This window comes from Streptomyces herbicida (genome assembly GCF_032656585.1).
Classification (GTDB): domain Bacteria; phylum Actinomycetota; class Actinomycetes; order Streptomycetales; family Streptomycetaceae; genus Streptomyces; species Streptomyces herbicida.
In genome coordinates this window covers 218,754-233,644 of the sequence record NZ_JAUYWJ010000007.1, presented here as the reverse complement: position 1 = coordinate 233,644, position 14,891 = coordinate 218,754, and the positions used below count along the sequence as shown (strand labels likewise).

Here is a 14,891-nt window from a genome sequence, read left to right as displayed (position 1 = left end):
CAGCGATGGCCGCCTGGGGCGGGCGGGAGTTGACTCGATGGCATGGCACAGAACGCATCGAAGACACAGGACATGACCGTGGTGGTGACGGGCGCGTCGGGTCGTACCGGACGCCGGGTGGCGGACGCCGCGCGGGCGGCGGGGCTGACCGTGCGGGAGGCCACGCGGGCGCGGGGCTTCGACTGGCAGGACCGGTCGACCTGGGCGGACACGCTGCGGGACGCCGACGGAGCGTATCTGGTGTACCCGTCGGACGTGGGCTCGCCGGAAGCGGCCCTGGCGGTGGGACTGCTCGCACACGAGGCGGTCTCCCTGGGCGTGCGGCGGCTGGTCCTGCTGTCGTCGCGGGGCGAGGAAATGGCGCGGCCGACCGAGGAGGCGCTGCGGGAGTCGGGGGCGGACTGGACGGTAGTACGGTCCGCGTGGTTCGCACAGAACTTCAGCGAGGGTCCGCTGGTGGAAGGGCTGTGGGAGAACAGCGAGCTGATCTTCCCGGGCGGCGACGTGCGCGAGCCCTTCATCGACGTACGGGACATCGCGGACGTGGTGGTGGCGGTGCTCGACGCGACCGACAACCGCTACGTCGGCCAGGCCCTGGCCATCACCGGCCCCCGCCTCCTGACCTTCGGCGAGGCGGTCGCGGAAATCGCGGCGGCGACGGGCCGCGAGCTGACATACCGCCCCGTGCAGCCCCGCGAGTACGGCGAACACCTGGCGGGCTTCGGCGTGCCCCCCGACGAGGTCGAGTTCCTGGTGGACCTGTTCGAGTCCCTGCTGGACGGCCGCAACTCCTACCTCACGGACGGCGTACGCGAGGTACTGGGCCGCAACCCCCGAGACTTCACGGACTTCGCCAGGGAGGCCGCGGCGGCGGGGGCATGGAAGCGGTGACGGGAGGCTGCGCCCACCGAACACCACGGGACGCCACGGCCCCGCTGCGCGCGATTGCGGCGGTGGAGGGCGGTCTGGCGCCGGAGATCCCGGCAGGCCGCGCGGCCGACGCGAGCGACCGGCAGCGAGGAGCCCGCCCGGCCCCATGCTCGCCGCCGGCGGCCGGTGGCGAAGAGGTTGCCCCTTCCCCGGCCGGCACGAGCCGCCGGCGGCAACGGCCCCGTCGGGCAGCCGGCCAACGCCGTCGGCAGCGTCACTTGTCCTGGTGTGAGCCGTCCCTGCTCGGCTTGTGCGTGTGGTGTGTGCTCTTCACGTGGGTGCGCAGGCGGGCCGTCACGTCCTCCGGAGGCAGGAAGCGGGACCAGCGTTCCGGGAACTCCGACGGCATGTCGGGGTCGTCGGGGTCGGCCTCGCGGGCCGCGGCCACGCGGGCCACGTACTCGGCGACCTCCGCCTCCCGGAGGCGTTCGTTCGCGGCGCGGGCCGCGGCCGTGGCGGCGGCCGGCCAGACGCGGTCGATCGCGGCGTTGACCGCGGCGCCGACCAGCACCGCGAAGGCGGACACACCGATCCACAGGAGTACGGCGACCGCGGCGGCGAGGGAGCCGTAGATCGTGGCGCCCTCGATGGTGTTCGTGAGGTAGATCCGCAGCAGGAAGCTGCCCAGGACCCACATGGCCAGGGCGACCAGCGCGCCCGGCACGTCCTCGATCCACGGGGAGCGGACCGGCACGGACACGTGGTACAGCGTCGTCAGGAAGACGATCGACAGGATGATCACGACGGGCCAGTACAGGACCTGTACGACCGTCTCCGACCACGGCACGATCCGCACCACCGCGTCCGGTCCCGCCACCATCAGCGGCAGCGCCACCGAGCCGATCAGCAGCGCCACGATGAACAGCAGGAACGCCATGATCCGGGTCCTGACGATGCCCCGGACGCCGTCGAGGCCGTACATCACGGTGATCGTGTCGATGAAGACGTTCACCGCACGCGAGCCCGACCACAGGGCGAACAGGAAGCCGATGGAGATGACGTCGGGCCGACCTCCCTTCATCACGTCGTGCAGGATGGGCTCCGCGATCTCCCGCACGCCCTTGTCGGACAGCACGGTGCGCGACGCCTCCAGGAGGTTGTTCTCCAGGCTGGCGATGGTGTCCGCGCCGGTCCAGTCGTCGACGTAACCGAGCAGCCCGATCAGGCTGAGCAGCAGCGGCGGCACGGACAGCAGCGTGAAGAACGCCGCCTCGGCGGCAAGGCCGAGGATGCGGTACTCCATGCACGAGTCCACCGTGTCCTTCAGCAGCAGCCAGGCGGTCCTGCGCTTGGAGACGTTCCGGTAGAGGGCTCGGGCCCGGTGGAGCCGACCGGCCGGCTGCTCGGGGGGTTCGCTTGCTGGCTGCACGACCTAAAGGTATCCGCCGTGCCGCACCGTCCTCACCTTCCCGGGCGATCACCGGACCGCTCCGGCGGGCGCCGGCCGGAGCGGACGCGTCCGGTCCGGCCGCTGTGTCAGTCTGGTGACGACCGCCGTCGCCCCCGGGGTAGGTTCGCAGACATGGCACGCACCACCACCCACACCGTGACGAACCAGGCTCCACCGCTGGTCGGATACGACGTCTTCGGCGCCGACCGGGCCCTGGTGGAGGCCGTCGAGCGGCACACCGACGCCGCCGTGCTGGACGAGGTGCTCGACGAGCTGTCCGCGCTGGGCAGGAGCGCGGGCTCGGCGCAGGTGCAGGAGTGGGGGGTGCAGGCGAACGAGAACCCGCCCCGGCTGCGCACGCACGACCGGTACGGCAACCGGATCGACGAGGTCGAGTTCCATCCGGCCTGGCACCGGCTGCTCGGCAAGGGGCTCGGGGCGGGGCTGACCACCGCCTGGGTGCGTCCGGCCGGGCATGTGCGCCGGGCGGCCGGATTCCTGGTCTGGACCCAGGTCGAGGCGGGCAACGGCTGCCCGCTGTCGATGACACACGCGGCGGTGCCCGCGCTGCGCACCGACCCGGACCTCGCCGCCGAGTGGGAGCCTCTGCTGACCTCCACCCTCTACGAGCGCGAGCTGCGCCCCGCCCGGGAGAAGGCCGGGGTGGTGTTCGGGATGGGCATGACCGAGAAGCAGGGCGGCAGCGACGTACGGGCGAACACGACCGCCGCGCGGCCGCTGGCCGAGGCCGGGACGTTCGAGCTGACCGGGCACAAGTGGTTCTGCTCGGCGCCGATGTCGGACGGCTTCCTGGTGCTCGCGCAGGCGCCCGGCGGGCTGACCTGTTTCCTCGTGCCGCGGGTGCTGGAGGACGGCACGCGCAACACGTTCCTCATCCAGCGGCTCAAGGACAAGCTGGGCAACCGGTCCAACGCCTCCGCGGAGGTCGAGTTCGACGGGACCTGGGCGCGCCGGGTGGGCGAGGAGGGGCGCGGGGTGCGCACCATCATCGGGATGGTGGCGGCGACCCGGCTGGACTGTGTGCTCGGCTCGGCGGGGCTGATGCGGCAGGCCGTGGCGCAGGCGGTGCACCACTGCACCCACCGTGCGGCGTTCGGCGGGAAGCTGGTCGACAAGCCGCTGATGCGCAACGTCCTGGCGGACCTGGCGCTGGAGTCGGAGGCGGCGACGGCCCTCGGGCTGCGGCTGGCGGCCGCCTACGACGACGGGAGCGAGCAGGAGCGGGCGTTCCTCCGGCTGGCGGTGCCGGCCGCCAAGTACTGGGTGACCAAGCGCTGTACGCCGGTGGCGGTGGAGGCGGCCGAGTGTCTGGGCGGCAATGGCTACGTCGAGGAGTGGGGGATGCCTCGGCTGGTGCGCGAGTCGCCGCTCAACTCCATCTGGGAGGGCGCCGGGAACGTCCAGGCGCTGGATGTGCTGCGGGCGCTCCAGCGGGAGCCGGAGGCCTTCAACGCCTATCTCCTGGAGGTGGGCCGGGCGCGCGGCGCCGACCACCGTCTCGACGCGGCGGTGAAGAATCTGCTGGCCGAACTGGGCGACCTGGAGGGCGTCGAGGGGCGGGCCCGGCGGCTGGTGGAGCGCATGGCGCTGGTGCTGCAGGGGTCGCTGCTGGTGCGGTACGCGCCGCCTGAGGTCGCCGACGCGTTCTGTGCGTCGCGGCTGGGCGGCGACTGGGGCGCGTCGTTCGGGACGCTGCCGTACACCCTGGATCTGGCGTCGGTGGTGGACCGGGCCCGGACGGTGCGCTGACCTGCGGGCACGGGTCGCGGGGGTGATGCTGCGCCGACACGGCACCACCCCCGCTTCACGGCCCCCGTTCGAGGCCACGAACGCCGCTCGGGGCGGCGCTGCTCAAGTTTCAGACACCCTCGGCCCGTCCACCAGGGTTGCAAGGGGTTGCAACTTGTTGGCATATATGCGCGGAGCGTGCCCCTGCCCGGCGCCGGAACGGCACTATGAGACCAACAGTCGGACCGGAAACCGCCGCCCGGACGGCTTGACACTCATGTGGTCGTAAGCGTTTCCGGGAGGATCCCAGTGGCGAACCCGCCGATGAACGTGGCGCAGCTCGCGGCCGTCGACGTGGCACAGGCGGCTCGGTTGCTCAGCGAGGTGCGCGAGGCCGCACTCGCCGGTGAACCTGCACGGATCGCGCCCCGCCCCGTGATCGAACAGTCGTGGGGGCGGATGCTGCGCAACGGGGTGGATCCGGACCATGACGCCAGATCGGGTCTGCTCAGTCCCGAGGAGGTGCGGCGCAGACGGGAGGAGTCGCCGCTGCGGCACGTCCTGCCGGTGCTGCGGGAGGGTCTGCTTTCGGTCGCCGACGTCGCCCACCACATCATGGTGGTCGCCGACGCGGACGGCAGGGTGCTGTGGCGCGAGGGCAGTTCACCGGTGCTGCGCAAGGCGGACGGGATCGGTTTCGAACTGGGCGCGGACTGGCGGGAGGAGGTCGTCGGCACCAATGGCGTGGGCACCGCGGCCGTGGTGCGCAAGCCCGTCCAGGTCTTCGCCGCCGAGCACTTCGCCCGGTCGCACACGTCCTGGACCTGTGCGGGCGCCCCGATCACCGATCCCCGGGACGGCAGGCTGCTCGGTGTGGTCGACGTCAGCGGCCCGCTGGAGACGATGCATCCGGCCACGCTGGCCTGGGTCGACTCGGTGGCGAAACTCGCCGAGGCGCGGCTGCGGGAGCTGCATCTGACCTCGCTGGAGCGGCTGCGCGCGGTGGCGGCGCCGGTGCTGGCGCGGCTGGACGGGCAGGCACTGGCGGTGGACCGGCACGGTTGGACGGCGGCGGTCACGGGGATGCCGTATGTACGGCGCCTCGCGCTGCCCAAGTCGATGTCGGCGGGCCGCCGGTGGCTACCGGCCTTCGGTCTGTGTTCGGTGGAGCCGCTGGCCGGGGGCTGGCTGGTGCGCGCGGTGGACGAGCCGCTGCCTTCGGACGCCTCCCGGGTCGTGCTGGACCTGACGCAGCCGCGCCGCTGGTCGGTGTCCGTCTCCGGCGGTGCGGGCGCCTGGTCCCGTGAACTCAGCCCCCGGCACGCCGAGTTGCTCTATCTACTGGCGGTGCGCCGCTCGGGGCGCAGCGCGGCGGGTCTGGCCGAGGACATGTTCGGCGATCCGTCCCGTACCGTGACGGTACGGGCGGAGATGTCGCGGATCCGGCGGTATCTGGGGGAGTTCCTGGAACACCGGCCGTATCGTTTCTGCGAGGACGCCGAGGTCGAGGTGCTGCTGCCCGACGACCCCCGTGACCTGCTTCCGCACTCGACGGCACCGGCGGTCACACAGCGGTGGGCGGCTGCGCACACGCCGTAAGAGGGTACCGCCGGGGGCATATGCCGTGTACCGATTCGGCACATCCGGGGGGCATCTTCCGCATATTTGCAGGGTCTTATGCCTCTGTCGCAGCTTGCTGCCGTAGCATCCCCTCTACGGGCCTCCCCACCTGCTCCTCGGTCAACGTACGGACCATCAGGCGCAGTTGGCTCGCCGAGGAGGAAGCATGAAGCATCGCGGCAGACATCGCCGGCGCAAGCGGGGCCGCGCCCTGCGCGCGTTCCTGACCGGAACCGCCCTCGCGCTCACCGCGGCCGCCACCATGATCAGCGCCTCGCAGGCCACGGTCGCCGACAATCCGGGCGCGCTCAAGCCGATAACTTCCTCCGCCGAGACCGGGCCCCTGCGGCTCCAGGAGCACTTGGTGCCGCAGGGCACGCTCGACCGGCTGGCCGGCGCGATGGGTCGCCCGGTCGGCGTCTCCGCCGTACTGAAGGGCGCCGACCGCGCCCTGCTCGACGCCGGCGACTGCACCGCCGCCCAGCGGGAGTCGCTGCCCGTCGCACCGCGCGCCGCGCACGCGTACTGCTGGGACCCCTCCGACACCGCCACCCCGGACTGGCGTCCGGCCTCGGTGACCACGTCCGGGGACGCCGACGACGACGGCGTCTGGGGCGAGAACCGGGTGATCCTGTCCGGCTGGACGCACAGCACGAGGACCGGCCCCGCCGCCGAGCGGGGACTGGCCCGGGTCGCCTTCGTCGACGCCGACGACCCCGCCCGCCTCGCGTACAGCTGGGTGCTGCTCGTGGTCCCCAGCGCCGACGGCCGGGACTACCGGGGCCTGGCCTCGACTGTCTCCGGCATGGTCTGGTACCAGGACAAACTGCTGGTCACGGCCGGTACGGGGACGTCCGAGGCGCTCTACGTCTACGACCTGAACCGCATCCAGCGCACCACCGTCGACGGTCCGGCGATCGGCCGGGTGCCGGGCGGCTGGTCGGCCGACGGCTACCGGTACGTGATGCCCGCGGTGGGCACCTACCGCTTGCCCGCCGGGCGGTGTGGCACGGACGGGCCGCCCTGCCCCGGCGGCCTCTCCCTGGACCGCGGATCGGCGCCCGACAGCCTCGTGATGAGCGAGTGGACCCCGGCCGGCAGCAACCGGCACGCCCGCCTGTGGCGCTACGCCCTCAGCGACGACCCCGCCCGGGGCGGTCTGCTCGCCGCGGACTCGGCGGGGCGGGTGGACGCGGTCGAGGCCCTCGAGACGCGGGCGACCGGGATCCGGGGCGTACTGGCCTACCACCCGCCCGGGACGACACGAACCTCCTGGTACGTCGGACGCCTGGCCGATTCCCCGGACCGCCGCGGCAGCCTGTGGCGCCAGGACACCTCGGGAGCGAAGGCCGCCCGCTGCGGCTCGGACACCACACACCACTGCTGGGCCAGGGGCGCGGGCTCGCTCTCCTACTGGCAGGCGACCGGCGAGGTGTGGTCGCTGTCGGACCGGATGCTCTTCTCCGCCCCGCTGAGCTCGATCGACAGTTCGCTGCGGTAGATGGTTCCCTGGCCTGCATGAGCAGCATCACCGTGACCACCTGGTCCCTGGAGCAGACGTCCCCGGCCGACCTCCTCCCCGCCGCCGTTCCCGACGGCGACGTCCGGATCGTCCGCTCCGAGGTGCCCTCCCCCGAGTTCAGCCGCTTCCTCTACGCCTCGGTCGGCGGCGACATCCTCTGGACCGACCGGCTCGGCTGGCCCTACGACCGGTGGCAGGAGCACCTGGACCGGCCGGGCGTGGAGACCTGGGTGGCCTACGACCACGGCACCCCCGCCGGCTACGTCGAGCTCGACCCCCAGGACGACGGCGCCGTGGAGATCGTCTACTTCGGTCTCGTCCCCGCGTTCCGGGGCCGGCGCATCGGCGGTCATCTGCTCTCGTACGGGGCGGCCCGGGCCTGGGACCTGGCGGGACGCTGGCCGCAGCGCGTACCCACCAAGCGGGTGTGGCTGCACACGTGCAGCAAGGACGGCGAGTTCGCGATGGACAACTACCAGCGGCGGGGCTTCAAGCTGTTCGACACCAAGGTCGAACTGGAGCAGGAGCAGCCCGCCCCGGGGCCCTGGCCTGGCGCATACCCGGTCTGACCTGCATCGACAAGACCCTGCACAACCTATGTGATCGACGACACCCTTGTCCCGCATACCGAGACAAGGGTGTCCACATGACGGACGAAGCTGGACTGAGTCCAGATTGCCATGACACGCTTCCGTCATGTCTGGAACTGGAATTGCCTTGGTGAGTCGGCGGCACGTCGACCTCGGCCGCATGTCCAGCGCCATCTGTCCGGCGAGCTGACAGTCCCAGCAGCGCCGACATCACTGACATTCCCCGCCTCCTGCGCAAAGCCGCGCACGTATGCCCAGATGTGCCCATACGCGCAGGTCAGAGCCGCTTTCCGCCTGTCCCGAAGGACGTAGAACCATGGCCGCCACCCCGCAGAACCCTGCCGCCTCCGCGCCCCACCGCAAGGTGAGCCGTCACCGCGGCGAGGGTCAGTGGGCCGCGGGTCACTTCACCCCGCTCAACGGCAACGAACAGTTCAAGAAGGACGACGACGGTCTCAATGTGCGGACACGCATTGAGACGATCTACTCCAAGCGTGGCTTCGACTCCATTGACCCCAACGACCTGCGCGGGCGTATGCGCTGGTGGGGGCTGTACACCCAGCGGCGCCCCGGGATCGACGGCGGCAAGACCGCGATCCTGGAGCCGGAGGAGCTGGACGACGAGTACTTCATGCTGCGGGTGCGGATCGACGGCGGTGCGCTGACCACCCAGCAGCTGCGGGTCATCGGTGAGATCTCCCAGGAGTTCGCGCGCGGCACCGCGGACATCACCGACCGGCAGAACGTGCAGTACCACTGGATCCGGATCGAGGACGTGCCCGCGATCTGGGAGCGGCTGGAGGGCGTGGGCCTGTCCACCGTCACCGCCTGCGGCGACACGCCGCGTGTGATGATCGGCTCGCCGGTCGCCGGCATCGCCGAGGACGAGATCATCGACGCCACGCCCGCGCTGGAGGAGATGAAGCGGCGCGTCCTGAACAACAAGGCGTACTCCAACCTCCCCCGCAAGTTCAAGACGGCCATCTCGGGGTCGCCGCTGCTGGACGTGGTGCACGAGATCAACGACGTCGCGTTCGTCGGTGTGCGCCACCCCGAGCACGGACCGGGCTTCGACGTGTGGGTCGGCGGCGGTCTGTCCACCAACCCCAAGCTGGGCGTACGGCTCGGCACGTGGGTGCCCATCGACGAGGTGCCGGACGTCTACGAGGGCGTCATCTCGATCTTCCGTGACTACGGTTACCGCCGGCTTCGTACGAGGGCCCGCCTGAAGTTCCTGGTCGCCGACTGGGGCGCGGAGAAGTTCCGGCAGGTGCTGGAGGACGAGTACCTGGGCGGGCGCAAGCTGATCGACGGACCCGCTCCCGAGCAGCCCGTCCAGCAGTGGCGTGACCACATCGGTGTGCACCGGCAGAAGGACGGCCGGTACTACGTCGGATTCGCCCCGCGTGTCGGCCGCGTCGACGGCGCCACGCTCACGAAGATCGCCGACCTGGCCGAGGCCCACGGTTCGGGCCGGGTGCGCACCACCGTCGAGCAGAAGATGATCGTCCTCGATGTCGAGGAGGGGCAGCTCGACTCGCTCGTCGAGGGCCTGGAGGCGCTGGACCTCACCGCCCGGCCGTCCTCGTTCCGGCGCGGCACGATGGCCTGCACCGGCATCGAGTTCTGCAAGCTCGCCATCGTCGAGACCAAGCAGCGCGGCGCGCAGCTGATCGACGAACTGGAGCGCCGCCTGCCGGACTTCGACGAGCCCCTCACCATCAACCTCAACGGCTGCCCGAACGCGTGTGCCCGTATCCAGGTGGCGGACATCGGTCTCAAGGGCCAGCTCGTCGTGAACGACCAGGGCGAGCAGGTCGAGGGCTACCAGGTGCACCTGGGCGGCGCGCTGGGCCTGGAAGCGGGCTTCGGCCGCAAGGTCCGCGGTCTGAAGGTCACCTCGGACGAACTGCCCGACTACATCGAGCGGGTGCTGAAGCGCTTCCAGGCCGAGCGCGAAGCCGGCGAGCGGTTCGCCGCCTGGACCGCGCGAGCTTCAGAGGAGGCCTTGTCGTGAGCGAGCGGGCCGCCCCCTTCTACTGCCCCTACTGCGGCGACGAGGACCTGCGTCCGAGCGAGCAGGGCCACGGCGCCTGGGAATGCGCGGCCTGCAACCGCGCATTCCAGCTGAAGTTCCTCGGGCTGCTGGCCCGGGGAGTTCAGCGAGCCGACAACGGAGGGGATCAGACATGACGACGGCTCAGGACGAGCTCACGACCGAGGAGTTGAAGGCGCTGGCCGAGCGGGCCGGGCGCGAGCTGGAGGACGCCTCCGCGCTGGAGATCCTCCAGTGGGCGGCGGACACCTTCGGCAAGCGCTTCTGCGTGACCTCCTCCATGGAGGACGCGGTGGTCGCCCATCTCGCCTCCCGCGCGATGAAGGGCGTCGACGTCGTCTTCCTCGACACCGGCTACCACTTCCCCGAGACCATCGGCACCCGTGACGCGGTCGAGGCCGTGATGGACGTCAACGTCATCACCCTCACCCCGCGCCGGACGGTGGCCGAGCAGGACGCGGAGTACGGCCCGAAGCTGCACGACCGCGACCCGGACCTGTGCTGCAAGCTGCGCAAGGTCCAGCCGCTGGAGGAGGGCCTGAAGGACTACCGGGCCTGGGCGACCGGTCTGCGCCGCGACGAGTCCCCGACCCGGGCGAACACCCCGGTCGTCGGCTGGGACGAGAAGCGCCGGAAGGTCAAGATCTCCCCCATCGCCCGCTGGACGCAGGAGGACGTGGACGCGTACGTCGCCGAACACGGCGTACTGACCAACCCCCTGCTGATGGACGGCTACACCTCCGTGGGCTGCGCCCCCTGCACCCGCCGCGTCCTGGAGGGCGAGGACACGCGGGCCGGCCGCTGGGCGGGCCGGGCCAAGACCGAGTGCGGGCTGCACGGCTGACATGACCGTGCCTACTACGACATTGGAGAACGACGTGACGACCGGAGCCACCGTCTGGCTCACGGGTCTGCCGAGCGCCGGCAAGACCACCATCGCGTACGAGCTGGCCGGCCGGCTGCGCGAGGAGGGCCACCTCGTCGAGGTGCTCGACGGCGACGAGATCCGCGAGTTCATCTCGGCGGGCCTCGGGTTCAGCCGCGAGGACCGGCACACCAACGTGCAGCGCATCGGCTTCCTCGCCGAACTGCTGGCCCGTAACGGCGTCAAGGCCCTCGTCCCGGTCATCGCGCCCTACACCGACAGCCGCGAGGCGGTGCGCAAGCGCCACCACGAGAACGGGACGACGTACCTGGAAGTGCACGTGGCCACCCCGGTCGAGGTGTGCTCCGTACGCGATGTGAAGGGCCTGTACGCCAAGCAGGCCGCGGGCGAGCTGTCGGGGCTCACCGGGGTCGACGACCCGTACGAGGCGCCCGAGACGCCCGATCTGCGGATCGAGTCGCAGAACCAGACCGTGCAGGAGTCCGCGGCGTCGGTGCACGCCCTGCTCAGCGAGAGGGGACTGGCATGACGGCGATCGTCGCGACGGCCGAGGAGGGCACGGGCACGCCGTACGCCCTCTCCCACCTGGACTCGCTGGAGTCCGAGGCGGTGCACATCTTCCGTGAGGTGGCGGGCGAGTTCGAGCGGCCGGTGATCCTGTTCTCCGGCGGCAAGGACTCCATCGTCATGCTGCACCTCGCGCTGAAGGCGTTCGCCCCGGCGGCCGTTCCCTTCTCCCTGCTGCATGTGGACACCGGACACAACTTCCCCGAGGTGCTGGAGTACCGGGACCGTGTGGTCGCCGCACATGGGCTGCGCCTCCATGTGGCCTCCGTACAGGACTACATCGACCGCGGTGTGCTCAAGGAACGCCCCGACGGGACCCGTAACCCGCTCCAGACCGTCCCGCTCACCGAGAAGATCCAGAGCGAGCGGTTCGACGCCGTCTTCGGCGGCGGACGCCGCGACGAGGAGAAGGCCCGCGCCAAGGAACGCGTCTTCTCCCTGCGCGACGAGTTCTCCCAGTGGGACCCGCGCCGCCAGCGCCCCGAGCTGTGGAACCTCTACAACGGCCGGCACGCCCCCGGCGAGCACGTCCGCGTCTTCCCGCTCAGCAACTGGACCGAGCTCGACGTGTGGCAGTACATCGCCCGCGAGGGCATCGAGCTGCCCGAGATCTACTTCGCGCACGAGCGCGAGGTGTTCCAGCGCGGCGGGATGTGGCTGACGGCGGGCGAGTGGGGCGGCCCCCGCGAGAACGAGACCGTCGTGAAGCGGCAGATCCGCTACCGCACCGTCGGCGACATGTCCTGCACCGGCGCCGTGGACTCCGACGCCACGACGCTGGACGCCGTGATCGCCGAGATCGCCGCCTCCCGGCTCACCGAGCGCGGCGCCACGCGGGCCGACGACAAGCTCTCCGAGGCCGCGATGGAAGACCGCAAGCGCGAGGGGTACTTCTAAGCATGAGCACGACGACGACCGAGGAACTCTCGGCCACCACCCTGCTGCGGTTCGCCACCGCGGGCTCCGTCGACGACGGCAAGTCCACCCTCGTGGGCCGGCTGCTGCACGACTCCAAGTCGGTCCTCGCCGACCAGCTGGAAGCCGTCGAGCACGCCTCCCGCAACCGCGGTCAGGACGCCCCCGACCTGGCACTGCTCACCGACGGTCTGCGCGCCGAGCGCGAGCAGGGCATCACCATCGACGTGGCCTACCGCTACTTCGCCACGCCCCGCCGCCGCTTCATCCTCGCCGACACCCCCGGCCATGTGCAGTACACCCGCAACATGGTCACCGGCGCCTCCACCGCAGAGCTCACGGTGATCCTGGTCGACGCCCGCAACGGCGTCGTCGAGCAGACCCGTCGGCACGCCGCCATCGCCGCCCTCCTGCGCGTCCCGCACGTGGTCCTCGCGGTCAACAAGATGGACCTCGTCGACTACCAGGAGTCGGTGTTCGCCGCGATCGCCGAGGAGTTCACGGCGTACGCGATCGAGCTGGGCGTCCCGGAGGTCACCGCGATCCCGATCTCGGCGCTCGCCGGTGACAACGTCGTGGAGGCGTCCGCGAACATGGACTGGTACGGCGGCCCGACGGTGCTGGAGCACCTGGAGACCGTCCCGGTCAGCCACGACCTGGCGCACTGCCACGCGCGGCTGCCCGTGCAGTACGTGATCCGGCCGCAGACCGCCGAGCACCCGGACTACCGGGGCTACGCGGGCCAGATCGCCGCCGGTACCTTCCGTGTGGGCGAGCAGGTGACGATCCTGCCGTCCGGCCGTGCGACCCGGATCTCCGGCATCGACCTGCTGGGCAAGCCGGTCGACGTGGCCTGGACGACGCAGTCGGTGACCGTCCTGCTGGAGGACGACATCGACGTCTCGCGCGGTGACCTGATCGTGCCCAGCAAGGACGCCCCGCCGACCACGCAGGACGTGGAGGCGACGGTGTGCCACGTGGCCGACCAGCCGCTGACCGTCGGGCACCGGGTGCTGCTCAAGCACGGCACCCGCACGGTCAAGGCGATCGTCAAGGACATCCCGTCCCGGCTCACGCTGGACGACCTGTCCCTGCACCCGCACCCGGGACAGCTCGTCGCCAACGACATCGGCCGGGTGAAGATCCGCACCGCCGAGCCGCTGCCGGTCGACTCCTACGCCGACTCCCGCCGCACCGGCTCGTTCATCCTGATCGACCCGAGCGACGGCACCACGCTCACCGCGGGCATGGTCGGCGAGTCCTTCGCTTCCCCGGAGCCGGTCAAGGACCAGACCGACGACGACGGTTGGGACTTCTGAGATGAAGACCACCGATTTCTTCTCGCTGTTCGCGAAGGAGGGCGGCCGCGTCGGCAGCGGTGCCCTCGGCAGCGGGCAGGGCGGAGTGGCGCGATGTGTGCGGTGACGTACGCGCACTGCCTGCGCGCCTTCACCCCCCACTGCCTGCGCAAACGAAGACCTGCCGATCTCCCGGCCACGACCTGAGAGACCGTGACCGCCGGGCCGACGAGAGGAACGCCTCCCGTGCCTGCCAGTACCGCCCTTCGTCGAACGTTCGCGGTCATAGCCGCGCTTCCCCTGCTCACCCTCGCCGCCTGCGGCTACGGCTCCAAGACCGATGACGACACCGCGGGCGCGAAGGTCGCCGCCGGAGCCGAGAAGACCGACGGCCTCGACTCCGTCAAGATCGGCTACTTCGGCAACCTCACCCACGCCACCGCGCTGGTCGGCAACCAGAAGGGCTTCTTCCAGAAGGAGCTCGGCGCCACCGAGGCCAAGTACCAGATCTTCAACGCGGGCCCGTCCGAGATCGAGGCCCTGAACTCGGGCTCCATCGACATCGGCTGGATCGGCCCCTCCCCGGCGATCAACGGCTACACCAAGTCGGACGGCAAGAATCTGCGCATCATCGGCGGTTCGGCGTCCGGCGGTGTGAAGCTCGTGGTCAACCCGAAGAAGATCAAGTCCCTCAAGGACGTCAAGGGCAAGAAGATCGCGACCCCGCAGCTCGGCAACACGCAGGACGTGGCGTTCCTCAACTGGGCTGCGGAGCAGGGCTGGAAGGTGGACGCGGAGAGCGGCCAGGGCGACGTGTCGGTGGTCCGCACCGACAACAAGGTGACCCCGGACGCCTACAAGTCCGGCTCCATCGACGGCGCCTGGGTGCCGGAGCCGACCGCGTCCAAGCTGGTCGCCGAGGGCGCCAAGGTGCTCCTCGACGAGTCGGCGCTGTGGCCGGACAAGAAGTTCGTGATCACGAACATCATCGTGTCGCAGAAGTTCCTCACGGAGCACCCGAAGGCCGTCGAGGCGGTCCTGAAGGCCTCGGCCGAGACCAACAAGTGGATCAACGCCAACCCGGACCAGGCGAAGGCCGCGGCCAACAAGCAGCTGGGGACCGACTCCGGCAAGGAGCTGCCGGCCGACGTCCTGGACCCGGCGTGGAAGTCCATCCAGATCACCGACGACCCCCTGGCCGCCACGCTCAACACCGAGGCGCAGCACGCGGTCAAGGCGGGTCTGCTGGAGAACCCGAAGCTGGCCGGCATCTACGACCTCACCCTGCTGAACAAGGTCCTCAAGGCCGAGGGCGAGAGCACCGTCAGCGACGCCGGTCTCGGCGTCAAGTAAGTCCGGATCCGAGAG

At 70.8% G+C, this 14,891-nt stretch carries 14 protein-coding genes; 13 read left to right on the top strand and 1 reads right to left on the bottom strand.

Features of this window, described 5'->3' with window-relative positions:
- Positions 1-42 precede the first annotated feature (42 nt).
- Positions 43-891, top strand: coding sequence for a Rossmann-fold NAD(P)-binding domain-containing protein (locus Q8A52_RS17175; protein ID WP_316752981.1), 849 nt, complete (start codon positions 43-45; stop codon positions 889-891).
- A gap of 253 nt (positions 892-1,144) precedes the next feature.
- On the opposite strand, the gene Q8A52_RS17170 is transcribed toward Q8A52_RS17175, so the two are convergent.
- The gene (locus tag Q8A52_RS17170) at positions 1,145-2,299 is read right to left on the bottom strand and encodes a YihY/virulence factor BrkB family protein (RefSeq protein ID WP_316752979.1); all 1,155 of its coding nucleotides are present in this window, start codon (positions 2,297-2,299) and stop codon (positions 1,145-1,147) included.
- A gap of 153 nt (positions 2,300-2,452) precedes the next feature.
- Here Q8A52_RS17170 and Q8A52_RS17165 point away from each other — a divergent pair, with 153 nt between their 5' ends.
- The 12 genes from Q8A52_RS17165 (at position 2,453) to Q8A52_RS17110 (ending at position 14,876) form a co-directional block, all read left to right on the top strand.
- Entirely contained in the window at positions 2,453-4,090 is a 1,638-nt protein-coding gene (locus Q8A52_RS17165; RefSeq protein ID WP_316752977.1) for an acyl-CoA dehydrogenase family protein, read from the top strand.
- A 303-nt stretch (positions 4,091-4,393) separates the two neighbouring features.
- Positions 4,394-5,668, top strand: a complete 1,275-nt coding sequence (locus Q8A52_RS17160) for a GAF domain-containing protein (protein WP_316753240.1) — start codon at positions 4,394-4,396, stop codon at positions 5,666-5,668.
- Positions 5,669-5,855: 187 nt separating this feature from the next.
- Entirely contained in the window at positions 5,856-7,190 is a 1,335-nt protein-coding gene (locus Q8A52_RS17155; RefSeq protein WP_316752975.1) for a hypothetical protein, read from the top strand.
- Between the two features lie 17 nt (positions 7,191-7,207).
- Positions 7,208-7,780, top strand: a complete 573-nt coding sequence (locus tag Q8A52_RS17150) for a GNAT family N-acetyltransferase (protein WP_316752972.1) — start codon at positions 7,208-7,210, stop codon at positions 7,778-7,780.
- Positions 7,781-7,907: 127 nt separating this feature from the next.
- Positions 7,908-7,991, top strand: coding sequence for a putative leader peptide (locus tag Q8A52_RS17145; protein ID WP_309486338.1), 84 nt, complete (start codon positions 7,908-7,910; stop codon positions 7,989-7,991).
- Positions 7,992-8,117: 126 nt separating this feature from the next.
- Entirely contained in the window at positions 8,118-9,818 is a 1,701-nt protein-coding gene (locus Q8A52_RS17140) for a nitrite/sulfite reductase (RefSeq protein WP_316752970.1), read from the top strand.
- Positions 9,815-9,994, top strand: a complete 180-nt coding sequence (locus tag Q8A52_RS17135; protein WP_316752968.1) for a hypothetical protein — start codon at positions 9,815-9,817, stop codon at positions 9,992-9,994. The genes Q8A52_RS17140 and Q8A52_RS17135 overlap by 4 nt, the downstream gene beginning before the upstream one ends.
- The gene (locus tag Q8A52_RS17130; protein WP_316752966.1) at positions 9,991-10,701 is read left to right on the top strand and encodes a phosphoadenylyl-sulfate reductase; all 711 of its coding nucleotides are present in this window, start codon (positions 9,991-9,993) and stop codon (positions 10,699-10,701) included. The genes Q8A52_RS17135 and Q8A52_RS17130 overlap by 4 nt, the downstream gene beginning before the upstream one ends.
- A gap of 34 nt (positions 10,702-10,735) precedes the next feature.
- Positions 10,736-11,272 (top strand): adenylyl-sulfate kinase, encoded by a 537-nt coding sequence (cysC, locus tag Q8A52_RS17125; protein ID WP_316752964.1) that lies wholly within the window; start codon positions 10,736-10,738, stop codon positions 11,270-11,272.
- Positions 11,269-12,207, top strand: coding sequence for a sulfate adenylyltransferase subunit CysD (cysD, locus tag Q8A52_RS17120; RefSeq protein ID WP_316752962.1), 939 nt, complete (start codon positions 11,269-11,271; stop codon positions 12,205-12,207). The genes cysC and cysD overlap by 4 nt, the downstream gene beginning before the upstream one ends.
- Positions 12,208-12,209: 2 nt before the next feature.
- On the top strand, positions 12,210-13,544 hold the full coding sequence (locus tag Q8A52_RS17115; RefSeq protein WP_316752960.1) for a sulfate adenylyltransferase subunit 1: 1,335 nt from the start codon (positions 12,210-12,212) through the stop codon (positions 13,542-13,544).
- A 225-nt stretch (positions 13,545-13,769) separates the two neighbouring features.
- Complete coding sequence (locus tag Q8A52_RS17110; protein WP_316752958.1) at positions 13,770-14,876, top strand: aliphatic sulfonate ABC transporter substrate-binding protein; 1,107 nt, start codon at positions 13,770-13,772, stop codon at positions 14,874-14,876.
- Positions 14,877-14,891 lie beyond the last annotated feature (15 nt).

Bases quoted from the DNA above. Each gene is read 5' to 3' on its own strand.
- Q8A52_RS17160 (WP_316753240.1), top strand. From the start codon at position 4,394: ATGAACGTGGCGCAGCTCGCGGCCGTCGACGTGGCACAGGCGGCTCGG.
- Q8A52_RS17175 (WP_316752981.1), top strand. From the start codon at position 43: ATGGCACAGAACGCATCGAAGACACAGGACATGACCGTGGTGGTGACG.
- Q8A52_RS17155 (WP_316752975.1), top strand. From the start codon at position 5,856: ATGAAGCATCGCGGCAGACATCGCCGGCGCAAGCGGGGCCGCGCCCTG.
- Q8A52_RS17140 (WP_316752970.1), top strand. From the start codon at position 8,118: ATGGCCGCCACCCCGCAGAACCCTGCCGCCTCCGCGCCCCACCGCAAG.
- Q8A52_RS17145 (WP_309486338.1), top strand. From the start codon at position 7,908: ATGTCTGGAACTGGAATTGCCTTGGTGAGTCGGCGGCACGTCGACCTC.
- Q8A52_RS17130 (WP_316752966.1), top strand. From the start codon at position 9,991: ATGACGACGGCTCAGGACGAGCTCACGACCGAGGAGTTGAAGGCGCTG.
- cysD (WP_316752962.1), top strand. From the start codon at position 11,269: ATGACGGCGATCGTCGCGACGGCCGAGGAGGGCACGGGCACGCCGTAC.
- Q8A52_RS17150 (WP_316752972.1), top strand. From the start codon at position 7,208: ATGAGCAGCATCACCGTGACCACCTGGTCCCTGGAGCAGACGTCCCCG.
- Q8A52_RS17115 (WP_316752960.1), top strand. From the start codon at position 12,210: ATGAGCACGACGACGACCGAGGAACTCTCGGCCACCACCCTGCTGCGG.
- Q8A52_RS17165 (WP_316752977.1), top strand. From the start codon at position 2,453: ATGGCACGCACCACCACCCACACCGTGACGAACCAGGCTCCACCGCTG.